General features: G+C 46.5%; 19 protein-coding genes. 5 read left to right on the top strand and 14 right to left on the bottom strand.

The window, feature by feature from the left end; translation table 11 throughout:
• Positions 1-75 precede the first annotated feature (75 nt).
• From glmM to rlmE, 4 genes are all read right to left on the bottom strand, one after another.
• Positions 76-1,416 carry a phosphoglucosamine mutase gene (gene glmM, locus UM402_RS04830; protein WP_053952818.1) on the bottom strand — a complete coding sequence of 447 codons (1,341 nt, stop codon included), beginning with the start codon at positions 1,414-1,416 and terminating at the stop codon, positions 76-78.
• The gene (gene folP, locus UM402_RS04825) at positions 1,413-2,228 is read right to left on the bottom strand and encodes a dihydropteroate synthase (protein WP_058579415.1); all 816 of its coding nucleotides are present in this window, start codon (positions 2,226-2,228) and stop codon (positions 1,413-1,415) included. Before folP ends, glmM begins: the two co-directional genes overlap by 4 nt.
• Positions 2,229-2,298: 70 nt before the next feature.
• The gene (gene ftsH / locus UM402_RS04820) at positions 2,299-4,245 is read right to left on the bottom strand and encodes an ATP-dependent zinc metalloprotease FtsH (RefSeq protein ID WP_058579416.1); all 1,947 of its coding nucleotides are present in this window, start codon (positions 4,243-4,245) and stop codon (positions 2,299-2,301) included.
• Positions 4,246-4,284: 39 nt separating this feature from the next.
• A complete protein-coding gene (gene rlmE / locus UM402_RS04815; protein ID WP_053952821.1) occupies positions 4,285-4,911 on the bottom strand; it encodes a 23S rRNA (uridine(2552)-2'-O)-methyltransferase RlmE in 627 nt (208 codons plus the stop codon).
• Positions 4,912-5,003: 92 nt separating this feature from the next.
• On the opposite strand from rlmE, the gene yhbY reads away from it, so the two are divergent.
• A complete protein-coding gene (gene yhbY / locus UM402_RS04810; RefSeq protein ID WP_053952822.1) occupies positions 5,004-5,300 on the top strand; it encodes a ribosome assembly RNA-binding protein YhbY in 297 nt (98 codons plus the stop codon).
• Position 5,301: 1 nt separating this feature from the next.
• On the opposite strand, the gene UM402_RS04805 is transcribed toward yhbY, so the two are convergent.
• From UM402_RS04805 to grpE, 10 genes are all read right to left on the bottom strand, one after another.
• A complete protein-coding gene (locus UM402_RS04805) occupies positions 5,302-5,832 on the bottom strand; it encodes a hypothetical protein (RefSeq protein WP_058579417.1) in 531 nt (176 codons plus the stop codon).
• A 158-nt stretch (positions 5,833-5,990) separates the two neighbouring features.
• The gene (greA, locus tag UM402_RS04800) at positions 5,991-6,467 is read right to left on the bottom strand and encodes a transcription elongation factor GreA (RefSeq protein WP_053952824.1); all 477 of its coding nucleotides are present in this window, start codon (positions 6,465-6,467) and stop codon (positions 5,991-5,993) included.
• Positions 6,464-9,688 (bottom strand): carbamoyl-phosphate synthase large subunit, encoded by a 3,225-nt coding sequence (gene carB / locus UM402_RS04795; protein ID WP_058579418.1) that lies wholly within the window; start codon positions 9,686-9,688, stop codon positions 6,464-6,466. Before carB ends, greA begins: the two co-directional genes overlap by 4 nt.
• Before the next feature lie 52 nt (positions 9,689-9,740).
• Complete coding sequence (carA, locus tag UM402_RS04790) at positions 9,741-10,886, bottom strand: glutamine-hydrolyzing carbamoyl-phosphate synthase small subunit (protein WP_322295456.1); 1,146 nt, start codon at positions 10,884-10,886, stop codon at positions 9,741-9,743.
• A 185-nt stretch (positions 10,887-11,071) separates the two neighbouring features.
• Positions 11,072-11,872: a 4-hydroxy-tetrahydrodipicolinate reductase gene (gene dapB / locus UM402_RS04785; RefSeq protein WP_058579419.1), complete on the bottom strand. Its 801-nt coding sequence runs from the start codon at positions 11,870-11,872 to the stop codon at positions 11,072-11,074.
• Positions 11,873-11,874: 2 nt separating this feature from the next.
• Positions 11,875-13,104, bottom strand: a complete 1,230-nt coding sequence (locus UM402_RS04780; protein WP_058579420.1) for a dicarboxylate/amino acid:cation symporter — start codon at positions 13,102-13,104, stop codon at positions 11,875-11,877.
• 147 nt (positions 13,105-13,251) lie between these two features.
• Positions 13,252-14,088, bottom strand: a complete 837-nt coding sequence (locus UM402_RS04775) for a M48 family metallopeptidase (protein WP_058579421.1) — start codon at positions 14,086-14,088, stop codon at positions 13,252-13,254.
• Between the two features lie 45 nt (positions 14,089-14,133).
• Complete coding sequence (dnaJ, locus tag UM402_RS04770) at positions 14,134-15,288, bottom strand: molecular chaperone DnaJ (RefSeq protein ID WP_058579422.1); 1,155 nt, start codon at positions 15,286-15,288, stop codon at positions 14,134-14,136.
• A gap of 90 nt (positions 15,289-15,378) precedes the next feature.
• A complete protein-coding gene (gene dnaK, locus UM402_RS04765; RefSeq protein ID WP_058579423.1) occupies positions 15,379-17,307 on the bottom strand; it encodes a molecular chaperone DnaK in 1,929 nt (642 codons plus the stop codon).
• Between the two features lie 104 nt (positions 17,308-17,411).
• Positions 17,412-18,071 carry a nucleotide exchange factor GrpE gene (gene grpE / locus UM402_RS04760; RefSeq protein WP_058579424.1) on the bottom strand — a complete coding sequence of 220 codons (660 nt, stop codon included), beginning with the start codon at positions 18,069-18,071 and terminating at the stop codon, positions 17,412-17,414.
• Positions 18,072-18,213: 142 nt separating this feature from the next.
• On the opposite strand from grpE, the gene nadK reads away from it, so the two are divergent.
• The 4 genes from nadK to UM402_RS04740 all read left to right on the top strand — a co-directional run bounded on the left by nadK (position 18,214) and on the right by UM402_RS04740 (position 24,053).
• Positions 18,214-19,104, top strand: a complete 891-nt coding sequence (gene nadK, locus UM402_RS04755) for an NAD(+) kinase (RefSeq protein ID WP_082343116.1) — start codon at positions 18,214-18,216, stop codon at positions 19,102-19,104.
• 108 nt (positions 19,105-19,212) lie between these two features.
• Positions 19,213-20,877: a DNA repair protein RecN gene (gene recN, locus UM402_RS04750; RefSeq protein ID WP_058579425.1), complete on the top strand. Its 1,665-nt coding sequence runs from the start codon at positions 19,213-19,215 to the stop codon at positions 20,875-20,877.
• An 87-nt stretch (positions 20,878-20,964) separates the two neighbouring features.
• Positions 20,965-21,315 carry an outer membrane protein assembly factor BamE gene (locus UM402_RS04745; protein ID WP_058579426.1) on the top strand — a complete coding sequence of 117 codons (351 nt, stop codon included), beginning with the start codon at positions 20,965-20,967 and terminating at the stop codon, positions 21,313-21,315.
• A gap of 26 nt (positions 21,316-21,341) precedes the next feature.
• Positions 21,342-24,053: an insulinase family protein gene (locus UM402_RS04740; RefSeq protein WP_058579427.1), complete on the top strand. Its 2,712-nt coding sequence runs from the start codon at positions 21,342-21,344 to the stop codon at positions 24,051-24,053.
• The last annotated feature ends 145 nt before the right edge of the window (positions 24,054-24,198 follow it).

The raw sequence follows: 24,198 nt of genomic DNA, 5'->3' as shown, positions 1-24,198 counted from the left end.
TACTTCAGAGCGCGGGAATAGTAGCGAAACCCGCTCAAAGATACAAGCAACATTTTCAGCAAAGCCGCTAAGTGTTTAATTTGTAGCCGCTTCAACTTCGTTGGCGATTTGTTGGGCATAAGCCCGCACATTCCCCTCATCCTCGCCTTCTACCATGACTCGGATAAGCGGCTCAGTACCTGACTTACGCAACAACACTCGGCCTTTATCACCGAGAGCCGACTCAACTTCTTTAACGACACTTTTCACTGCCGAAGACTCAAGTGGCTGTTGGCCCTTTTCAAAACGAACATTGACCAGTACCTGAGGCATTTTCTTAAAGTCGCAACTAAGCTGCTCTAATGACTTTCCTTCCTGATACATAGCCGCTAACACTTGCAGACCAGCGATAATACCGTCGCCTGTTGTATGGTGTTGACGGTTGATCAAATGCCCAGAATTCTCACCGCCTAAATACCAGTCACGCTTAACGAGTTCTTCAATAACGTAACGGTCGCCCACTTTTGCTCTCACAAAAGGTATATTGCGCTTGTTCAGTTCACGTTCAAGAGCGAAATTAGTCATTAAGGTGCCGACAATACCACCTTGCAATTGCCCTTGCTGCTGCGCAGTCACTGCTAACATGTAAAGAATTTCATCACCGTCAATCGCACGGCCATTTTCGGTGACCATCATAATGCGATCGCCATCACCGTCTAAAGCAATGCCTAAATCGGCTTTCTCTTTAATCACCGCTTTTTGCAGCGAATCGAGGTGTGTCGCACCACACTCATGATTAATATTTAAACCGTTCGGGTCTGTACCAATTTCAGTCACTTTTGCGCCTAACTCCCGAAATACATTAGGGGCAATGTGATAGGTTGCGCCGTTGGCACAGTCAACAACAATATGCAGACCTTCGAGGGTCATCTCATTAGGGAACACGCTTTTACAAAACTCAATGTAACGACCTGCTGCATCATTAATTCTACGAGCACGACCAAGCTCTTCCGAAATAACACAGTCCATCGGCTCATCAATAAGACGCTCTATTTCGAGCTCAGTAGCATCAGGCAGTTTGTGACCATTGTCGGCAAAGAACTTGATACCGTTGTCATAATAAGGGTTATGTGAAGCACTAATCACAATACCTGCAGCAGCTCGGAACGTTCTTGTTAAATAAGCAATTCCGGGGGTTGGCATAGGCCCTAAAAAATCAACGCCAACACCTGCAGCAGCCAAGCCCGCTTCAAGCGCTGATTCCAGCATATAGCCTGACACGCGAGTATCTTTACCTACCAATACCCGACTTGCGCCTTTCGCGGCTAAGGCTCGACCAGCGGCCCAGCCTAATTTCACTGCAAAGTCAGGGGTTATGGGGTAGTCTCCAACTCTGCCACGGACACCGTCAGTGCCGAAATACTTACGCTCGCTCAAATGTGCTCTCCTTCTAATGTTGCCGCGATGACTTTCATCGCATCAACCGTTTCCTTTACATCGTGAACGCGAATTATACGTGCTCCTTTCATTGCTGCAATGGTTGCACCGGCTAAACTTCCTGCTAATCGTTCACTGACGTCTCGTCCAGTCACATGACCAATCATACTTTTCCGTGACAAACCGATGAGCAATGGCAGCTGCAACTCATGAAATGCCTGCAGTCGTTGTAGTAGTTGGTAATTGTGCCGAGGTGTTTTGCCAAAACCAAAGCCAGGGTCGAGCCAAATATTCTCACGTGCTATGCCTGCCTCCGTGCAAACATCGATTCTCTCTTGAAAAAAGCGTTTAACATCGCAGACAACATCGTCATAGTGTGGATACTCTTGCATGGTACGAGGCTGCCCCTGCATATGCATAAGGCAAACTTCAACGCCAGCCTTAGCAGCGGCTTCAACAGCGCCCTCCTCTCTCAGTGCATTCACATCGTTAATTAAACTAGCGCCGGCATTGACACTTTCAGTCATGACTTTCGCTTTCGTCGTGTCAATGGAAACCGGTATGTCAAAACGTTGTTTTATTGCTTCTATAACGGGGATAACTCGATCGAGCTCCTCAGCCTCACTGACTGCGTCCGAACCCGGCCGGGTCGACTCTCCGCCAATATCCAAAATATCAGCACCATGCTCTATTAACTGACTGGCTCTACTTATCGCTTCGTCTAGCTGGTTATAACGACCACCATCAGAAAATGAATCAGGTGTTACATTAAGAATACCCATCACTTGCAGAGGTTTCGGATTCTTAGGCATAGCAGCTCCCAATTTGCTTCCCCATTACTAAAAAGCCACCTTGCGGTGGCTTTTTAAAGCTTAGCTGTTTTTACGACGTCGCGTCACCAGGCTTATCAACATTGATAGGTCTCTGTGGACGCTCTTCAGTGTCGTCTGCCTTAGCAGCGCCACCGTTAGTGCCGTCACCGTCGTTATTGTTATCCGTCCAGCCTTTAGGCTGGCGAACTTCACGACGATTCATTAAGTCATCGATTTGGTCTGCATCGATAGTTTCATATTTTACCAACGCGTCCTTCATCGCATGAAGAATATCGACGTTTTCTTCAAGAATCTGCTTAGCTCGTTGATAGTTTTTATCGATAACAGACTTCACTTCTTCATCGATAGCTCGGGCTGTGTCATCAGACATATGCTTATGCTGTGTCACCTGACGACCAAGGAACACCTCGTTTTCATCTTCAGCATAAAGCAGTGGCCCCATTTTGTCCGATAAGCCCCACTGAGTTACCATTTTACGAGCAATTTCGGTTGCTCTCTCAATGTCATTAGAAGCGCCGGTTGTGACTTTTTCATCGCCATAAATAATGGCTTCGGCCAAGCGACCACCAAACAAGCTTGAAATCATGCTTTCCAAGTGTTGCTTGCTGTGACTGACACGGTCTTGTTCCGGCAAGTACATAGTCACACCCAACGCACGACCGCGTGGAATGATAGATACTTTATAAACAGGGTCGTGCTCCGGCACTAAACGACCGACAATCGCATGACCTGCTTCGTGATATGCAGTCATCGCTTTTTCATCATCGGTCATGACCATTGAGCGACGTTCCGCGCCCATCATGATTTTGTCTTTTGCTTTATCGAACTCTTCCATTGCAACGACACGCTTATTACCACGTGCAGCAAACAAGGCAGCTTCGTTCACTAAGTTCGCTAAATCTGCGCCTGAGAAGCCTGGTGTACCGCGAGCGATTAGCTCTGGTTTAACATCATCACCTAAAGGTACTTTGCGCATATGTACTTTCAGAATTTGTTCACGGCCGCGAACGTCTGGTAGCCCCACCACAACCTGACGGTCAAAACGTCCAGGTCGGAGTAATGCAGGGTCAAGTACGTCCGGACGGTTAGTAGCGGCAATAACAATAATACCTTCGTTACCCTCAAAACCGTCCATTTCAACCAGCATTTGGTTCAGTGTTTGCTCGCGCTCGTCATGACCGCCGCCCAGGCCTGCGCCACGTTGACGGCCGACCGCATCTATCTCATCAATAAAGATGATGCATGGTGCTGACTTTTTCGCTTGCTCGAACATATCGCGAACACGCGAGGCACCAACACCGACAAACATTTCAACGAAGTCAGAACCCGAAATACTAAAGAATGGTACTTTGGCTTCGCCTGAAATCGCCTTCGCCAGCAAGGTTTTACCGGTACCAGGAGGGCCAACCATTAACACGCCTTTCGGGATTTTGCCGCCCAATCGTTGAAACTTCGATGGATCTTTTAAGTAGTCAACCAACTCGGTTACTTCTTCTTTGGCTTCGTCGCAACCAGCCACGTCTTTGAACGTCGTTTTTATTTGCTCGTCGCTCATTAAACGGGCTTTGCTCTTACCGAACGACATGGCGCCTTTGCCACCACCGCCTTGCATTTGACGCATGAAGAATATCCACACACCAATAAGCAGCAACATTGGGAACCATGAGATGAAAATTGACGCAAGAATACTTTGCTCCTCAGGAGGAGTACCTTGTGTTTGAACGTCGTTCGCCAATAAATCGTCCAGGATTTTTGGATCGTACTGGGTTGGAACAACCGTTTTATAAGATTGTCCGTTTCGAGTTACCCCTGAAATCGTGCGTCCGTCATCACCAAATTCAGCCTTGCGAATGTTGCCATTGTTAACCTGACTTACAAACTCGTTGTACGCCATGGTTGAAGACGACGATTCGCTTGGACTGAAGCTCTGAAAAACGCTCATCAGCACAACGGCTATTACCAGCCACAAGATGAGATTCTTTGCCATATCGCTCAAAGCCTATTACCTCTATTAAAATCACTACCCAACAGGGTACTATACTTTATAATGTGTCGCTACCAAGTAGACTTCTCTGGAACGAGCCCGAGAAGAATCTGGTTTACGTGTTTTGACCGTTTTGAAAGCGGCTCTTGCATCTTTCAGGAACTCTTCGAACCCTTGCCCCTGAAATACTTTGACGACAAAATGGCCGCCAGGTTTCAATACTTGGTGACACATATCCAAAGCCAGCTCTACTAAGTACATAGAGCGTGCTTGATCAACCGTGCCATTACCACTCATATTTGGCGCCATATCCGACAATATAACATCGACGTTCTTGCCACCAATTCTTTCGGTTAACGCCTCCAGTACAGATTCTTCACGAAAATCGCCCTGAAGGAAATCGACACCAGCGATTGGGTCCATCGGTAAAATGTCGCAGGCAATAATTTGCCCGTCGCCATTGAAATAGTCAGCAACGTATTGTGACCAACCGCCGGGAGCAGCCCCTAGATCAACGACAGTTTGGCCTTTTTTGATCAACTTATCTTTCTGCTGAATTTCTTCCAGTTTGAAAACCGCCCGAGAACGCAGGCCTTTTTTTTGCGCTTTTTGCACAAAATGGTCATCAAAATGCTCTTTCAGCCAACGCTGACTACTGACACTGCGCTTTTTTCCCATGATTTACCGAAGTTTCCTCAATTAACTGGCTAGAACACCTTATCTGGCGTTACAATACCAAAAATTCAAGTCGTAAACCGGAATATTAGCAAATGTCATTAACAAATAAACAAAAGCAGTTTTTGAAAGGACTGGCTCACCCGTTAAAGCCTGTTGTGTTATTAGGCGCAAACGGATTAACCGAAGGTGTTATTGCCGAAATAGAGCAAGCACTTGAACACCATGAGCTCATTAAGATAAAGGTGCCAGAGGAAGACAAAGAGTTACGCCAGCAAATTATGGCAACTATTGTTCAGCATACCGACGCTGAGCAAGTGCAAATTATTGGTAAAACTCAAATTCTGTATAAGCAGGCCGAAGAACCTCAGATAAAACTACCTCGCCGTTAAGTTAACTCAGTTCCTCCGTCTTGGGTGGGTCCATGGCCAGTGCGCGAGCAATAAGCTCGACCGCCTGTTCTTTATTCAGAAAGTTGTCTTTAGACAATAGGTAGCACTCCAGCAGAAAGGCTTCGGCTTTTCTGCTGCTCTCTAGTTGGTATTTTTCCAATAATGGCCTGACTCTTCGGTGAGCATTCAGAAAGTTAAATCTTTGCCATTGCTCGTGCTCCCGGACACTTGCTTTGGTGTAGTCGGCAGAACTATAGACATACTGTGGTTTACTTAAGTCTTGCCCAGGCGCGAAGAACCAGTCCAGCGATATGCCTTCTCTGAGTAACGCCCTAATAATCTCAAACCAAGGCAGCTTGCCACTGCGACGCCAATTATTGTAGTCCATCTGTGTTTTGCCGAGCCAAATAGCCACATCTTTATAGGTAGACTTGTTTGAAACCAATTTCAGCCTTTCAAAACATTCTGTAACGGATAAGTCGTCAACTTGAGTATAGGAGAGAGGGTCAAACCCCGGGGCTTCCGTGTCCATCGTTTAGCTTCTTTGTTTTATTTATGTTAACAGTTAGTGATGGGTGCGGAAATATACAGCAAGACGGTGAAAAAACAACCAAAAACAAGGCTAAAAAATAAAAAAGGCTGGTAAACTTAAGTTTCCAGCCTTTTAAAAATATCAATAAATTTAAGGAGTTACTTGTACTCTACTGCAACAACCTCGTACTCAACTTCACCATTAGGTGTCGTTACTGTTGCAACATCATCGATTTCCTTACCAATTAAGGCACGAGAAATTGGAGAGTTAACGGAAATAAGGTTCGACTTAATATCCGCTTCATCATCACCAACAATTTTATAAGTAACCTCTTCATCAGTCTTGGTGTTATACACTGTAACTGTTGCACCAAAAATCACTTTACCGTTATTAGGTACTTTGGTGACATCAATGATTTGTGCGTTAGAAAGCTTCGATTCAATTTCTTGAATTCGACCTTCACAAAAACCTTGTTGCTCACGCGCAGCGTGGTACTCAGCATTCTCTTTTAAGTCACCGTGCTCACGTGCATCGGCAATCGCCTCGACAATGCGAGGTCGCTCTACCGTTTTTAAACGCTTCAGCTCATCTCTTAACAACTGAGCGCCCCGTTCCGTCATTGGAATCTGGTTCATACTAACGATACCCTTTTATGTAATTCTTGTACTGAGCTAACCCGAGCTCTGTCGTCCGCGGTGTTTGCTTTAACTGTTGCGAACGCTGCATTTAATGTGGTGGTGTAAATCACTTTATTCAACAGCGCTTCTCGACGAATGTAAACAGAGTCTTCAATCGCCTGACGACCTTCTACCGTGTTGATAATATAACTGTACTCGCCATTCTTTATAGCATCAACAATATTTGGTCGACCTTCCTGAAGCTTATTGACGATAGAGCAGTCAATACCTTCTTCTGCGAGCATCTTCGCCGTACCGCGTGTTGCTTCAAGGCTAAACCCTAGAGCCAGCAAGCCACGAGCAAGATCCATAAGACGCTGTTTATCGCTGTCTTTCACTGAAATAAGCGCTTTACCTTTTTTCGCCAGCGCTTCACCAGCCCCTAAATTAGCTTTGGCGTAGGCTTCTTCAAAGCTTTCACCGACGCCCATAACCTCACCCGTTGAGCGCATTTCCGGACCGCGAATAGGATCCACACCCTGGAACTTAGCAAAAGGAATAACCACTTCTTTAACCGAGTAATACGGTGGAATAATCTCTTTCACATAGCCCTGCTCTTCAAGGCTGCGCCCGACCATAACTCGTGCTGCGACTTTCGCCAGTGGTACACCGGTTGCTTTAGATACAAAAGGTACGGTACGAGCCGCACGAGGGTTCACTTCTATTAAGTAAATCTCGTCGTCTTTTACGGCAAACTGTGCATTCATTAAGCCGTTTACATTGAGCTCAAACGCCAATTTACGCATTTGTTCACGTAGCTGCGCCTGAATGATATCGCTTAAAGAATAAGGAGGTAATGAACACGCCGAGTCACCTGAGTGAACGCCAGCTTCTTCAATGTGCTGCATAATGCCGCCAATAAGGACGTCCTTGCCGTCACAAATAGCATCGACATCGACCTCAATCGCATTATCAAGGAACTTGTCCAACAATACAGGGGCATCGTTTGACACTTTTACGGCATCAGTCAGATAACGCTGCAAATCTGTCTCGTCGTAGACAATTTCCATAGCACGGCCACCCAGAACGTATGACGGACGAACGACCAACGGATAGCCAATACGTTTCGCTTCAGTCAGAGCCTCGTTAAAGCCTGTGACTGTGGCGTTTTCCGGCTGCTTAAGGCCTAAACGACGAACCGCCGTTTGAAAGCGCTCACGATCTTCCGCCCGGTCAATAGCATCTGGCGACGTACCAATAATAGGTACACCATTCGCTTCTAGCTCACGCGCCAGTTTCAGAGGAGTCTGGCCACCGTACTGAACAATAACGCCTTTGGGTTTCTCAATACGCACAATTTCCAGTACATCTTCCAGAGTAATAGGCTCGAAATACAAGCGGTCAGACGTATCGTAGTCGGTTGATACGGTTTCGGGGTTACAGTTCACCATAATGGTTTCATAGCCATCATCGCGAAGCGCTAGCGCTGCGTGAACACAGCAATAATCGAACTCAATACCTTGCCCGATGCGATTAGGACCGCCGCCAATAACCATGATTTTCTCTTTATCAGACGGCTCTGCTTCACACTCTTCATCGTAACTCGAGTACATGTATGCAGTGCTTGAAGCAAACTCCGCTGCACACGTATCAACGCGCTTGTAAACCGGGTGAATATTGTATTGCTGACGTTTTTTCCGAACTTCAGCCTCACTTACGTGCAGAACATCTGCAATGCGCGCATCGGCAAAGCCGCGACGCTTAAGCACAGACATAACGTCTTCGGTCAGTCCGGCCAGGCCAAGTTCATCGACTTCTTTTTCTAAGTTAATAAGCTCTTCAATTTGAATCAGGTACCACTCGTCTATGCGTGTTAATTCAAACACTTCGCGAACAGTCATGCCTAAACGAAACGCATCCGCAATGTACCAAATACGTTCAGCGCCCGGCTCTTTCAATTCACGAATGACCTTCGAGCACGCATCTTCTGCCTGCAGGTCGACCACAGGGTCAAAGCCGGCAGCCCCAAGTTCCAAGCCACGCAACGCTTTTTGCATCGATTCCTGGAAGTTACGGCCAATAGCCATAACCTCTCCCACCGACTTCATTTGTGTGGTTAAACGGTCATTACAGTTTGCAAACTTCTCAAAGTTAAAGCGAGGAATCTTAGTGACCACGTAGTCTAACGCAGGCTCAAACGACGCTGGTGTGACACCACCGGTAATTTCGTTCTCAAGCTCGTCTAGCGTATAACCAACTGCCAGCTTCGCCGCTACCTTCGCAATTGGGAAGCCCGTTGCTTTCGATGCCAGAGCCGAGGAGCGAGAAACTCGCGGGTTCATCTCAATGATAACCATACGCCCTGTGTCTGGGTTAACACCGAACTGTACGTTTGAGCCACCGGTTTCAACACCAATTTCACGCAGCACGGCCATCGCCGCATCACGCATTATCTGAAACTCTTTGTCGGTCAATGTTTGTGCCGGAGCAACCGTAATGGAGTCACCGGTATGAATACCCATAGCATCGAAGTTTTCGATGGTACACACGATAATGCAGTTGTCGCTCTTATCGCGCACCACTTCCATTTCGTATTCTTTCCAACCAAGCAGCGACTCATCGATAAGGAGCTCGTTTGTCGGTGACAAGTCTAAGCCGCGGCGACAAATTTCTTCAAATTCTTCTCGGTTGTACGCGATACCACCGCCGCTTCCACCCATAGTGAAAGACGGACGAATAATGCACGGAAAGCCTAAACGGTCCAGCACATCGAACGCTTCTTCCATACTATGCGCCATTTCCGCATTCGGTGTTTCCATACCAATAGCTTTCATGGCTTTGTCGAAACGGTCACGGTTTTCTGCTTTATCAATGGCATCAGCATTGGCACCGATCATTTCTACTTTATAGCGCTCAAGTACACCATGACGATCAAGGTCTAGCGCGCAGTTCAGTGCCGTTTGGCCACCCATTGTTGGCAAAATGGCATCAGGACGCTCGCGCTCAATAATTTTTTCTAAAACTTCCCAGTGAATTGGCTCAATATAAGTGGCATCGGCCATTTCCGGGTCAGTCATAATGGTTGCCGGATTCGAGTTTACCAATATAACTCGGTAACCTTCTTCACGCAGGGCTTTGCAAGCTTGGGCTCCAGAGTAATCAAACTCACACGCCTGACCGATAACAATCGGACCTGCGCCTAAAATCAAAATGCTTTTAATGTCGGTACGTTTTGGCATAAGTCGCTCTGTCTATCCTCTCGCTATACGTAATTGCTTATTGAGCAACGAATTACGCATTAGCCTGCATTAATTCAATAAAATGGTCGAAAAGCTCACTGGCGTCATGTGGACCCGGACTCGCTTCAGGGTGCCCCTGGAAACTAAACGCGGGCTTATCGTTACGGTGAACGCCCTGCAAAGTGCCATCGAACAATGAGCGATGCGTGACATCAAGACACGCCGGCAGGTTTTCTTCATCAACCGCAAAACCGTGGTTCTGGCTCGTTATCATGACCTGCTTAGTTTTAAGGTCTTGAACTGGATGGTTTGCGCCGTGGTGACCAAATTTCATTTTTACGGACTGCGCTCCGCTGGCAATTGACAGCAGTTGGTGACCTAAACAAATACCGAAAATAGGAACATCTTTGTCCAGGAAGGTTTTTATGGCTTCAATTGCGTAGTCACATGGCTCTGGGTCGCCCGGGCCATTGGATAAAAAGATGCCATCAGGGTTCATTGCCAGAACATCTTCCGCCGGTGTCTGTGCCGGTACGACGGTTATTTTACAGTTACGGTCAGCCAACAGCCTTAAAATATTTTGTTTGCAGCCATAATCGTATGCGACAACATGGTACTTTGACTGTTCAGGTTGAGTGAAGCCTTCGCCAAGTTGCCAGCTTCCGCCTTTCCACTCATGCGGTTTGTCACAGCAAACCTCTTTCGCAAGGTCCATACCCTTAAGCCCGGGGAATTCCTGCGCTAATTTCAGCGCTTTCTGCTCGTCAAGCTCACCGACAATAATACAGCCATTCTGAGCGCCCTTTTCTCGTAGTATTCGAGTCAAACGACGCGTATCGATATCAGCAATACCCACCACATTATGACGCTGCAAATAGGCACTGAGTGTTTCTTCTTTTCGAAAGTTACTGGCCTTCATAGCCAGATCACGAATGATTAATCCTTTCGCCCACACATTATCAGATTCTTGATCTTCTGAGTTAGTGCCTGTATTGCCAATGTGGGGATAAGTGAGGGTAACAATTTGTTCGGTGTAAGATGGGTCGGTAAGAATTTCCTGATAGCCTGTCATTGCCGTATTAAAGACAACTTCACCGACGGCGGAGCCTTCCGCTCCTATTGCGGTTCCGCGAAAAACGGACCCGTCGGCAAGCACCAGAATCGCTCGTTTAGCGGATTGACTCGCTAGAATACTCAAGGGCAACCTCCGTACATAAAAAAACGGGTGAATCAAATAATTTGACTTCGCCCGCCTTGCGTCCTGAACCGCGCATTTTGCCTGTTACATCCAAAAGCACGTTAACTGACTGAATTAACTGCCCGAATTGACTTAGGCAAATTGCACTTATTCTACGAAATTTTACGGAAATCGTCCAGTTATATTTACTGCTCGAGCAGTTGACTGAACACCTTGTTTAGCTCGAGTATGTCCTGCATACCATAGTTGCCGGGCTTTTGCCCTTGTAACCATAAGCCAGCATTGATAGCGCCTTGAGCAAAGGTGTTTCTATTACTGACTTTGTGGCCTAACTCTATACGCTCACCTTCTGTGGCAAGGGTAACCTGATGCTCACCAATAATATCGCCCGCCCGCATCACCGAAAAGCCGATACTGTCATCTTGCCTGACGCCATCACCACGAACGCCGCCGTCCACTTCATTCCAGTTTTGACGACGCCCACTTGCGGCGGCCTCCCCAAGTGCTATAGCCGTACCTGAGGGTGCATCTTTTTTGTGTTTATGGTGGGCTTCAAATATCTCAATGTCAGCTGTTGATAAAGCTGCACTCGCTAATGCAACTAACTGCTCTAATAAAGCCACTCCCACACTGGTATTGCGTGCGTAGAGTACAGGAATCTGCTCAGAGGCGATTGCCAGCATGCGTTGTTGCTCATCCGTAAGCCCTGTCGTGCACACCACAATAGGAAGTTGGTTTTTCGAAGCATAGGTTAAATTCTCTTCCAGTGCTTCGGGCAGCGAAAAGTCAATAAGCACATCAATGTTCTGTGCATTGGTGTTTTGCAATGACGTGTACTTGAGGCCGGTATCTAGCTCTTTTCCAAAAACACTACTGGTTGAGCGGACAATTGCAGCCGTCAATTCTGCCTTTTTACTTTGCCCAAGCGCAGTAACAACCGCTTGCCCCATGCGCCCGGACGCACCCAAAACACCCACTTTCAACATTGTTAAGACTCCGTTTTTACTGTGCTGTCATCCTGCAACAGGTTTTCACTACGTGCAACCACTCGTGACACCATCATATCACCAGTCACATTTGTGAGCGTGCGCGCCATATCGATAATGCGGTCAATGGCAGCAATAAAGGCGATACCTTCCAGCGGCAAGCCAATAACGTTCAAGGTGACCGTCAACATAACCAATGCGGTACCGGGAACCCCGGCTGTACCTACTGACGCCAGTGTTGCGGTAAGCATGATAAGTCCGTAATCCATCCATTCTAACGGAATACCATAAAGCTGAGCGATAAAAATGGATGCCACAGCGGGGTAAATACCACCGCAACCGTCCATATTTATAGTAGCCCCCAGAGGCAACACAAAGCTTGCGTAGTCTTTTGAGACTTTAAGGCGTTCTGTTACCGCTCTGTGAGCTGCCGGTAAAGAACCGAACGAGCTACAGGTCGTAAATGCAACTATCTGAGCATCAAATACGGCTTTAAAAAATTCCCGGACACTCATACCGCCGGCTGTTCTCACCAAGCCCCCGTAAACAACAACGATATGAATAAGGCACGCAAGGTAAATAACCCCAACAAACTTAGCCAGTGGCAGCAATGTTGAAAAGCCATATTCACCAATAACCCAGGACATAAGGCCAAATACGCCAACAGGCGTCAGTTGTAAAACCATGCGAGTGATTTCATACATAACCTCAGCGCCGGACTTTATCGTCTTACGTAACGGCTCTGCCTTCTGACTGAGTCGCTGAATGGCAATGCCAACTAACGCCGCAAAAACCACTATTTGCAGAACATTACCTTCTGTCAGCGACGCAAATGGGTTATCAGGAACAAAGTTGAGAAAAACTTCTGACACACTCGGAATGGTTTTTTCATTTTGTTCAGTTGGGGTCAAAACGGTTTCCGGGCTAATGTCGATAACGGTCGCCAGTGTCAAACCTATTGCACTGGCAATAACCGCTGTGAACATGAATAAACCAATGGTTTTTACACCCAGTCGCCCTAATTTTTTGCCATCGTTTAGATCAGTAATAGCGCTGACAATGGCACAGAATATTAATGGAGCCACGAGCATTTTTATGGCTTTAATAAAAAGGTCACCCAATGGCTTTAAGGCAACACCTACTTCCGGCGCTAAGCCACCAATCAGCATACCAGCAGCAAATGCTCCTAACACGCGCTGCCAAAACGGAATTGCGAACCACACTTTCAACATACTACTGCCCGTTGTTCTGATAAATGGGCGCTAGATTAGTGTGTCACTTTACAAAGGGAAAGAACCGGTTGATATACCTTATAACCGTTTAAACAAAAAGCGCGGCATAATAGACCGCGCTTGTTTGCTGACTTTAGGACCTGGTCATTACTCAGCCTGTTTATCGAGCGATGCAGGTCGTTGACAGTTAGGCGTGTTACCTGCAGCAACTGCTTGCTGGTACCGACTTTGAAGTGAGGGTATTTGTGCTTCTAAGTCCTGAATACGAGTGTCCGGATTCGGGTGAGTTGATAATAACTCCGGTGGAGCGGCTCCGCCAGACGCGGCTTTCATATTGCGCCATAACTCCGGCGCTTGGTCGAGCTGAAAACCGGCGTCAGCCATATACTCTAGACCTAACTCATCTGACTCAGACTCATGCGTTCTAGAGTACGGCAAAAGTACACCGACTTGAGCACCAATCCCCAATGCCGCCATTAACAGGCCAGCTTCATCACTGTCCATTTGAGTGCTGGCGATAACACCACCAATCTGTAATCCTAAGCCGACTAGCATATTACTGGAAATGCGTTCATTGCTGTGTTCAGCAATGACATGACCAATTTCGTGTCCAATAACCGCCGCTAACTGATGCTGATTTTCCGCAGTTTCCAGCAAGCCGTTATAAACACCTATATAACCACCAGGTAGTGCAAAAGCATTGACCGTTGGTTCATCAAACACAGTGACTTCCCAGTCCATCTGCGCATAGTCACCCGGCAAAGTCTCAACCAAAGCATCGGTAACACAACGCACGTATGCGTTAACCTGTTCATCTTGGTTGATTTTACCTTCTTTACGCATTTCCTCGTAGGAGGCAGCACCCATCTTGTTCAACTCACTGCTCGGATAGAGCTGCAACTGTGAACGTCCGGTTGGTGACTGTGCACAACTGGCCAGAGTCACTGCTGCTGTTATACCTAACAAAACTGTTTTAAGCTGCATCCGCTGCCTCCAATCATTAGCTAATACACTATAGTGATAGCCAATTTATCCGCGTAAGTCATCAAAAAACTGTTTTACGCCGTCGAAAAACCCTTTTTCTTTGGGTCTAAACTTGGCAGCTTCGTCCCCAGTTCCCATAGACTCTTCCAGTTCTTCAAGCATTTCACGCTGCTTTGCCGAAAGGTTCACAGGTGTCTCTATAACCACCTTACAAATAAGATCACCAACGGCACCAGTTCTTACCGATTTCACGCCTTTGCCACGCATGCGGAAATGTTTTCCGGTCTGCGTTTCTTTTGGAACTTTTAGCTTCACTTTGCCATCCAGCGTTGGCACTTCAATGTCTCCACCTAACGCGGCTTTTGTAAAGCTTACCGGCACTTCGCAGTACAGGTTATTACCGTCGCGAGAAAAAATTGGGTGTTCACGGACATGTACTTGAACATATAAGTCCCCTGCTGGAGCGCCGTTCTCACCCGCTTCACCTTCATTGGCTAAGCGAATACGGTCGCCAGTATCCACGCCGGCCGGAATCTTAACCGACAAGGTCTTAGTTTCTTCTTTGCGACCCTGTCCGTGACACGTGCGGCATGGATCGCTGATAATAGTACCTTTACCGCGGCATTGTGGGCAGGTTTGCTGGACAGCAAAAAAGCCCTGGCGCATCTGAATTTGACCCGCTCCGTGACAATGACCACAGGTTTGCGGTTTGCTGCCTTTCTTGGCACCGCTACCGTCACAGTCTTCACATTCAACCAAGGTTGGAATTTTTAACTCAACGGTTTTACCACGTACGGCTTCTTCCAACGACATATCCAGGTTGTAGCGTAAATCCGCGCCACGCTGCGCACGTGCCTGCTGACGGCGACCACCGCCACCAAAAATATCACCGAATACATCACCAAAAATATCAGCAAAATCGGCACCACCGCCGAATCCGCCGGCGCCCGGGCCGCCACCGCCCTGACGTGCCTGTTCGAAGGCTTCGTGCCCATATTGGTCATACATCTGGCGCTTCTGCGGGTCAGATAAGACCTCGTAGGCTTGCTTTATCTCTTTAAACTTTAACTCGAGGTCTTTATCGCCTTTGGTGCGATCTGGGTGATATTTCATCGCCATACGTTTGTATGCTTTTTTAATATCACGATCGCTGGCGTCTTTTGAGACCCCAAGAATTTGATAGAAATCTTGTGTCGCCATAATGTTACGTCTTCTGTCCTACTCTGATACGAATACACGGGCATTACCTTGCGGCAACACCCGTGTTGATTAGCGAAGTTGCCTTAGTGCTTACTTCTTATCGTCGTCTTTGACTTCTTCAAATTCAGCATCGACAACGTCGTCATCTGCTTTTGACGAAGACTGCTCACCACCGGCTGCGCCTTCAGCACCTTGCTGAGCTTGCTGCTGTTGAGCGGCTTCCATCAATTTTTGAGACGCTTCCATCAGAGCTTGAGACTTCGCATCGATGGCTTCTTTGTCGCCTTCTTTGGCTGCTTGCTCAAGTTCTTCACACGCTTTCTCGATGGCGTCTTTGTCTTCTTGAGACAGAGCGTCACCAACTTCTTTCAGCTGGTTACGAGTTGCGTGAACTAAGCCGTCAGCTTGGTTACGCGCCTGCACCATCTCTTCGAACTTCTTATCTTCTTCAGCGTGGGCTTCTGCGTCTTTCACCATTTTATCGACTTCAGACTCATCCAGACCAGAAGACGCTTTAATGGTGATCTTCTGCTCTTTACCCGTGTCTTTGTCTTTCGCCGATACGTGCAAGATACCGTCTGCATCAATATCGAACGTGACTTCGATTTGCGGTACGCCACGCGCTGCCGGGCGGATACCTTCTAAGTTAAACTGACCCAGTGACTTGTTATCGGCTGAGCGCTTACGTTCACCCTGGATAACGTGGATAGTTACCGCAGACTGGTTGTCTTCAGCTGTTGAGAACGTTTGCGATTCTTTAGTCGGAATCGTGGTGTTCTTCTCAATCAACTTAGTCATTACACCGCCCATGGTTTCGATACCCAGTGACAGCGGACATACATCCAATAACAGTACGTCTTTTACATCACCTGACAAGACACCACCTTGAACCGCAGCACCCACTGCAACAGCTTCATCCGGGTTCACGTCACGACGTGGCTCTTTGCCAAAGAAGTCAGTAACCGCAGCGCTCACTTTCGGCATACGAGTCTGACCACCGACCATAATAATGTCGTTAATGTCGCTTACTGACAGGTCTGCATCTGCCAATGCCTGCTTAACCGGCTCTAGTGACTTAGTAATTAAGTCTTCAACCAGTGACTCAAGCTTCGCACGAGTTACTTTAATTGCCATGTGCTTAGGACCGGTATTGTCTGCCGTAATATAAGGCAGGTTCACTTCGGTCTGCTGTGCCGATGACAGTTCAATTTTTGCTTTCTCTGCCGCTTCTTTTAAGCGCTGCATTGCTAATGGATCTTTACGCAGATCAATGCCCTGGTCTTTTTCAAACTGCTCAACTAAGTAGTTGATTAAGCGGTTATCAAAGTCCTCACCACCTAAGTGCGTGTCACCGTTAGTCGCTAATACTTCAAACGTGTGCTCGCCTTCAACTTCATCAATTTCGATGATAGAGATATCGAAGGTACCACCACCTAAGTCATAAACCGCAATGACATTGTCGCCAGACTTCTTGTCCATACCGTAGGCTAATGCAGCAGCGGTCGGCTCGTTGATGATACGTTTAACTTCTAAGCCTGCGATTTTACCTGCGTCTTTCGTTGCCTGACGCTGAGCGTCATTAAAGTATGCAGGTACAGTAATAACGGCGTCTGTTACTTTCTCGCCCAGGAACTCTTCTGCGGTTTTCTTCATTTTCTTCAGAACTTCTGCAGAAATTTGTGGTGGTGCCTTTTTATCACCATCCACTTCTACCCAAGCGTCGCCATTGTCTGCTTTAACGATTTTATAAGGCATAATGCCAATATCGCGCTGGACTTCGTCGTCCTGAAAACGACGGCCAATTAAACGCTTAATTGCGAATAAAGTTTTGTTCGGGTTAGTTACTGCTTGGCGTTTTGCTGGTGAACCCACCAAAATCTCGCCGTCGTCAGTAAATGCAACCACTGAAGGGGTTGTGCGGTCACCTTCACCGTTTTCGATAACGCGTGCTTTGCCACCGTCTAGTACAGCAACACAAGAGTTTGTTGTACCTAAGTCAATACCAATTGTTTTGCCCATGATTCGTCTCCAACTCCAGATTCATGAAATTTGTTTCGTTACCCCTTATTTGGGGTCTCTTCATTTTGATTTCAACACCCTATGTAAGGATATTTGATTAATCTTTATGCTTTCGTATCGACGCCCGAGTCTGAATTACGCGCAACCATAACCATAGCGGGACGCAGCAAGCGGCCATTTAGTTCGTAGCCTTTCTGCATGACAGCCATAATAGTGTTATTTGAGTGCTCGCTAGACTCTTGCATCGACATGGCCTGGTGCAAATCAGGGTTAAAGGCTTCGCCTTCTTCTCCTACCGCTTTCACACCAAACTTTTCCAGGGTTGAGGTCAGACTCTTGTAAGTCAGCTCAATACCTTCAATAAAATTGCGGCTCGACTCGTCTTGCTGGTCGGCTAGCTGTAGTGCTCTTTCCAGGTTATCCACGGACGTTAGCAATTCATTGGCGAACTTCTCTAGCGCGAACTTATGCGCTTTTTCCACGTCCTGGCTTGCACGACGTCGTACGTTTTCCATTTCAGCCTGCGTACGCAACACCGACTCACGCTGGTCTTTCGCCTGTGCTTCAGCTTTACTCAGTGCCAACTCAAGCTCGGCAATTTTGTCGGTTTGGTCGGCAGATGTGCCTGCTGTTTCTGCTTCCGCAGCTGTTGTGTCCTGTTGCATTGCTTCTTCTGCCGCTTGCGCAGCCTGCTGCTCTGCTTGCTGTTGCTCGACCGTCTGGTCAACATTCTGTTCAGTCTGTTGGTCTTTTTTATTCGCCATATTTGACTCTCTTCAGTCCGGTTTAAATTGAGGTTGCCAAGTTAATGGGGGCAAGTTTTTTACTTTCAAGGGGCTTTCTATGACTTGATAAATTTTCCACCTGATCGTAGCGTAAACAGCCTAAACCACAGGAACTGTCATTATGAGCGCATTTCAGAGAATTGGCTTACTCGGCAAGGTCAATGACCGCGGCACACAACTCACTTTAGAAACGGTAACGACGACACTAAACGAACGTGGCTATGACATAGCACTTGAGTCCCGCACTGCTGAACAGTTACCTCAAAAACTGCTTGAGTCCGGTAAAATCAAAACCATAAACTTAGCAGAGCTTGGAGAGTGGGCTGACATTGCCGTTGTTGTTGGTGGTGATGGCAATATGTTAGGTGCGGCAAGGGCGCTCTGCGAACATGACATTGGGGTCATTGGTGTGAATCGGGGTAATTTAGGCTTTTTGACTGACCTGGACCCTGACGAAGTAATGACTCACTTGCTTAACGTTTTAGAAGGCGAATACCACGTTGAAAAGCGTTTTCTACTTTCTGCTGAAGTGATTAGCAACGGATCTCCAGCAGGTGCAGGACGCGCCATTAACGAAATTGTTCTGCATTCTGACAAAGTCGCTCACATGATAGAGTTCGAGCTCTACATTGATGATCACTTTGTTTTTAGTCAGCGCTCTGACGGGTTAATTTGCGCTACGCCTACGGGCTCCACCGCCTATTCTCTGTCTGGAGGCGGCCCCATATTACACCCTAACCTCAATGCGATGACTCTGGTTCCTATGTTTCCTCACACATTAAGTAGCCGCCCTATTGTTGTTGATGGCGAAAGCCATATTCGACTACGCGCAGCTTACGACAACGATCTATTACAAATTAGTTGTGACGGTCACGTACGTATGGCAGTGCACCCGGGCGACGACATTGTGCTTAAAAAGCATGACCATACGCTGAAAATGATTCACCCGGTTGATCACAATTATTACCACGTATTGCGTAACAAACTTGGCTGGGGCAGCCGACTTTTTTAGAAGAAATTTCATACTGAGCTTGCAATAACAAAATAGTACTGTATAAATACTGTATAAACTGTACAAAACAACAGTGCTTTTATACGTACATGTCAATAAGGTGCATTTATGTTAGCTCAGTTACACATCCGCAATTTTGCTGTCGTTAAATCTCTGGATATCGACTTCTCAAAAGGCATGACCGCTATCACTGGTGAGACCGGTGCAGGTAAATCTATTGCTTTAGACGCTTTAAGCTTATGTTTAGGTGCCAGGGCTGATGCTAACTGGGTACGACCAGGCGAGGACAAAGCGGAAATAAGCGCTGTTTTTACCGTAGAGCCAAACAGCCCTGCAGCCCAGTGGCTTAACCACAATGACTTTGATGCAGAAGAAGACTGTATTCTACGACGTGTCATTCAGCGTGACGGTCGTTCAAAAGCCTGGATAAACGGCACGCCTGTTGCGCTGAACCAACAGAAATTATTAGCACCACTATTAGTTAATATCCACGGGCAGCATGAACACCAACTATTATTGAAAGAAGAGCACCAGTTAGAACTGCTCGACAACTACGCAAGACACACAGGGTTACTGTCAGAGGTTGCAACGCAATACCGTCAATGGTTCGAGCTTGAAAAAGAATATAAACACTATGTTCAACAACAAGACGAACTCGAAGCTCAGCGACAATTGCTCGAATACCAAGTCGAAGAATTGAATGACTTTGCTATTGCCGAAGGTGAATTTGAAGAGCTCGAACAACGCCATAAAAAGTTAAGTCACAGTAAGTACCTCATGGAAGCCAGTGCTTTTTCACTCAGTGCGCTTTACGAGGGTGAGCATAACAATGCAACAGGGCTGGTTTCTTCGGCGAATCAGCGACTAGAGGAAGCTGCGGATATCGATGAGCAGTTAAAGCCTGTTTGCCAACTCTTAGAACAAGCCAAAGTCCATATTGAGGAAGCTGCGCTCGAGCTAAGGCATTATCAGGATGAACTCGAGCTTGACCCCGCTGAGCTCGACATTGTTGAAGAGCGGTTAAGCAAAGCTATTAGCTTAGCGAAAAAGCATCAGGTTGCAGCTGCTGACTTATGGCAACACCATCAAAAGCTGAACGCCGAACTCGATAATATTGTGAATGCTGATAAAAACCTTGAGCAGCTTGATTCTGATCGCCAACAGGCGGAAGCCGATTACCGGGAGTTAGCACAAAAACTCTCTAGCAGCCGTGAAAAGGCGGCAGATGAACTCAGTAAGAAAATTACACAATCAATGCATGAGCTCAATATGCCTCATGGCCGATTTATTATTAATGTCGAGCATGACACGGATAAAAAAGCGTCTCGTCTGGGTACCGATGATATTCAGTTCGAAGTAACAACTAACCCTGGCCAGCCACTGCAGTCTCTCAGTAAAGTTGCATCGGGCGGTGAACTTTCACGTATTAGCCTTGCCATACAGGTCATGACAGCAACCCAAAAGTCAGTACCAACAATGATGTTCGACGAAGTCGATGTTGGTGTCAGTGGCCCAACTGCCGCTATTGTTGGAAAAATGCTGCGCGAGCTTGGGCAAACAGCTCAAGTTATTTGCGTTACGCATTTGCCACAGGTTGCTGCAAAAGCTGACAACCAGTTCCAGGTCAGTAAATATAGTGACAATGACGAAACAGAAACTATGGTGACAGCGCTAAGTCACAATGAACGTGTCACAGAGCTTGCCCGCTTACTGGGTGGGGATAGTGTAACGGACATGGCTAAAGCTAACGCGAAAGAGCTTTTAGCGAGTTAGTCGCTGACTGTGCTGGTGTTCAGCGGCTGCTTTGTTTATCATCGTCAAAAGTTAAATACAGTTATAAAAAAGAGAAATAGGTATTTCATGACCAAATTTGCAGTTTGTATCGCCGCATTGCTGAGCTTAGGTGGTTGCTCTGTGCTCGATAGCATGGTTTACAGAATAGATATTCCTCAAGGCAATTACCTTGAGCAAGACGATGTTGATAAGCTTCGTGTCGGAATGACTGAAGAGCAGGTTATTTACGTATTAGGCAAGCCTGTCGCTGAAAACAGCTTCGACTCAGATCGCTGGGTGTACTTGTACAATATGAACCCGAACGAAGGTAAAGTTTACCGTAAAGAACTGATCTTAACTTTCAATAATAAACGTTTAAGTGATTTAAGCGGCGACTTTGCTAAGTCAGATCAGTTTGATCAGCCTCTCGATCAATAAAAACCTAATATGAACTAAGGAGCATTATGGCGAACTCCTCAAAGACTGATGAGCTCGTCCGTGTTGTCCGAAGTCCCAGTGACAAGCGTGACTATCAGCACTTGGTTTTAGATAACCAACTTAAAGTGCTGTTAGTCCATTGTCCTGATAGCGTGAAAGCGGCAAGCTCCATAGCCGTCAGTGCAGGTCACTTTGACGATCCGCCGCATACCCAAGGTCTCGCTCACTTTCTAGAGCACATGTTTTTCATGGGCAGCCAGTCTTACCCTGAGCCCAGCGCCTTCAATGATTTTCTTAGCGCTCATGGCGGTCAGCACAACGCCTGGACAGGCACTGAATTTACTAATTTCCACTTTGACTGTAATGCAAACGCACTTGAAGCCGCATTTGAGCGTTTTGCATCAATTTTAAAAGAGCCTCTTTTTTCCGATAAGTGGATTCAAAAAGAAAAACAGTCCATTGAGTCTGAGTTTCGTTTAAAACAAAAAGATGAGTTACGTCGCCTGTATCAGGTTCATAAAGTGACGGCTAATCAGGATCATCCCTTTTCTCTGTTTTCTGTTGGAAACTTAAATACCTTAAAAGATGATGAGCACGGTACTTTACAACAGAAGCTTAAGCGCTTTTATGAGTCTCATTTCAGCGCAAATCGAATGCAGCTGGTACTTGCTGGTCCACAATCGTTGACAGAACTAGAGGCTATCGCGACTCGTCATTTTTCTGACTTTCAAAATCATGCACAACCAAAAACGGCCATAACTGAACCTCTGTATACTGAGGAACAAAAAGGCCTTTTCATTCAGGTAAAACCATTAAAAGATGCCTACCGCCTTATTCTCACCTTTCCGTTACCAGGCATTGACCAGGATTACCGAAACAAAACCACCAGTTTTATTGCGCATATTGTCGGGTACGAAGGTCCCGGCAGTTTATTTAACTGCTTACGCGACAAAGGCTGGATAAACTCTTTATCTGCTGGCGGAGGGATTAGCGGTAGCAACTTTAAAGACTTTAATGTCAACATTCAGCTAACCCTATCGGGTCGAAAAAATATCGACACCATACTGCAATGGGTTTTTGCTTACTTGCGAAAGGTGAAAACCGAGGGAATAGTAGACTGGCGTTATCAAGAAAGAAAAATTACGTCTGAGTTAAGCTTTCTTTATCAGGAGCCAACGCCCGTCGGTGAATTAGCCAGCCAATTAAGCATCAACGCTTTTCATTATAGTTTGGAAGACACCATTTACGGTGACTACCGAATGGATGAGCTTAATAATGCTTACGCTGAAAAATTACTGACGCTAATGACGCCAAAACACAGTCGTATTACGTTAATCGCTCCTGATGTCAAAACCGATCGGGAAGCGCCTATTTACAATACTCAATACAGCGTAGAAAAACTCACTGAGTCGCAATTAACGAAGCTTAGTCAAACACCCGCAGAGTTCATCGCCAAACTGCCCGAGCGCAACCGTTTTATAAATGACCGGTTACACCCGCAACCACTAGAAAACGAGACGTTACTGCCGGAATGCATTTCAAGTTCCGATTTGATGGAGCTGTGGCACTTGCAAGATACCGAGTTCCGCGTACCTAAGGGGCATATTTATTTAGCATTGAAATTACCTGCAGTAACCAGTTCAGCTTATTACTTCGCAATTGCCCGACTTTGGTCTGAACTCATTATAGACGCCTTAAATGATGATCTTTATGACGCTGAAGTTGCCGGGCTGCATTTTAATATTTACCCCACTCAGCAAGGTATTGTTATTCACACAACGGGATTGTCAGAGGGGCAACTTCCGTTAATGTCACATTTAATGAAACGCGCCTTAGTGCTTAAATTTGCGCACCGTCGTTTCCGAGATATAAAGCAAACCCTAGTTGCCAACTGGCAATCTGCGCATCAAAATCAACCATTAAACAAGCTTTTCGCAGAGCTCAATCAGCAATTACAACCTGGACTTTTTAGGCTGCCCGAGCTTGCCAACCAGCTCTCTGCTTTATCTTTTCGTGAGTTTACTCAAGCATTAGAGAGAATGTTCGAGCCAGTGTATATAAAAGCCTTTATGCACGGAGACTGGCAAACGCGTCAAGCGCACGAACTTGCTGAACTTATTCAGGCAAACTTGCCCACTGAGCGCCCGGCACAAAAAGACAGAGATTCGGTTAAAAAAGTCAGCGAATTTTCTAACCAAGAACTTGAGGTTCCCTGCTCTCATCCTGATAACGCTATTTTACTTTATCAGCAAGGCAACAATGACAGTGAGCGAGAGCAAATTTGCTATATGTTACTTCAGCAGTTAGTACATCAAGCGTTCTTTCATGATATCCGCACCGAGAAACAGTTAGGTTATGCGGCGGGTAGTCAATACTTTCCTGTTCAGCGTCTACCCGGCATTTTATTTTTTGTTCAATCCAATAGTGCACCAACCGACACCTTATTTGACGAAGTTTCAGATAGCCTTGAAAAGCTGTTCAGTCGACTAGATACAACCACGCTGAAAGTTTGGCACCACACCAAAGCGGTTCTTCAACAACAAATACGCACACGCGACAGAAGCCTTCGGGTTAAGAGTCAACGCTTATGGGGTGCTATTCAATTGGGCGACACGTCATTTAACCGCCAGCTCAGATTACTGGACGCACTTGATAATTATCAATTAACCGACTGGCTGACTGACATACGACAAAAATTGTCACAAAATTCAGGTTGGTTGAGGCTTCAAACAAGCTAGCAAGCCAAGTAAAATAGGCTTTGACAGCGGGTTATCAAACCGATAACTTAACAGCATATTAACAAAAAGAGCCGTTTTAGCGGCCTCCTGGGTACTCTGTGACATTTACTTTGTATACGAGGGCGTGGGCCAACGCCGCAGTATT

Origin of the sequence: Idiomarina sp. OXR-189 (assembly GCF_034373425.1) — a bacterium.
Taxonomy (GTDB): Bacteria; Pseudomonadota; Gammaproteobacteria; order Enterobacterales; family Alteromonadaceae; genus Idiomarina; species Idiomarina zobellii.
This window is presented reverse-complemented; position numbering and strand designations above follow the sequence as displayed.

Bases quoted from the DNA above. Each gene is read 5' to 3' on its own strand.
- dnaK (WP_058579423.1), bottom strand. From the start codon at position 17,307: ATGGGCAAAACAATTGGTATTGACTTAGGTACAACAAACTCTTGTGTT.
- yhbY (WP_053952822.1), top strand. From the start codon at position 5,004: ATGTCATTAACAAATAAACAAAAGCAGTTTTTGAAAGGACTGGCTCAC.
- folP (WP_058579415.1), bottom strand. From the start codon at position 2,228: ATGCCTAAGAATCCGAAACCTCTGCAAGTGATGGGTATTCTTAATGTA.
- grpE (WP_058579424.1), bottom strand. From the start codon at position 18,071: ATGGCGAATAAAAAAGACCAACAGACTGAACAGAATGTTGACCAGACG.
- UM402_RS04740 (WP_058579427.1), top strand. From the start codon at position 21,342: ATGGCGAACTCCTCAAAGACTGATGAGCTCGTCCGTGTTGTCCGAAGT.
- recN (WP_058579425.1), top strand. From the start codon at position 19,213: ATGTTAGCTCAGTTACACATCCGCAATTTTGCTGTCGTTAAATCTCTG.
- dnaJ (WP_058579422.1), bottom strand. From the start codon at position 15,288: ATGGCGACACAAGATTTCTATCAAATTCTTGGGGTCTCAAAAGACGCC.
- rlmE (WP_053952821.1), bottom strand. From the start codon at position 4,911: ATGGGAAAAAAGCGCAGTGTCAGTAGTCAGCGTTGGCTGAAAGAGCAT.
- carB (WP_058579418.1), bottom strand. From the start codon at position 9,688: ATGCCAAAACGTACCGACATTAAAAGCATTTTGATTTTAGGCGCAGGT.
- UM402_RS04780 (WP_058579420.1), bottom strand. From the start codon at position 13,104: ATGTTGAAAGTGTGGTTCGCAATTCCGTTTTGGCAGCGCGTGTTAGGA.
- UM402_RS04745 (WP_058579426.1), top strand. From the start codon at position 20,965: ATGACCAAATTTGCAGTTTGTATCGCCGCATTGCTGAGCTTAGGTGGT.
- UM402_RS04775 (WP_058579421.1), bottom strand. From the start codon at position 14,088: ATGCAGCTTAAAACAGTTTTGTTAGGTATAACAGCAGCAGTGACTCTG.
- UM402_RS04805 (WP_058579417.1), bottom strand. From the start codon at position 5,832: ATGGACACGGAAGCCCCGGGGTTTGACCCTCTCTCCTATACTCAAGTT.
- dapB (WP_058579419.1), bottom strand. From the start codon at position 11,872: ATGTTGAAAGTGGGTGTTTTGGGTGCGTCCGGGCGCATGGGGCAAGCG.
- nadK (WP_082343116.1), top strand. From the start codon at position 18,214: ATGAGCGCATTTCAGAGAATTGGCTTACTCGGCAAGGTCAATGACCGC.
- greA (WP_053952824.1), bottom strand. From the start codon at position 6,467: ATGAACCAGATTCCAATGACGGAACGGGGCGCTCAGTTGTTAAGAGAT.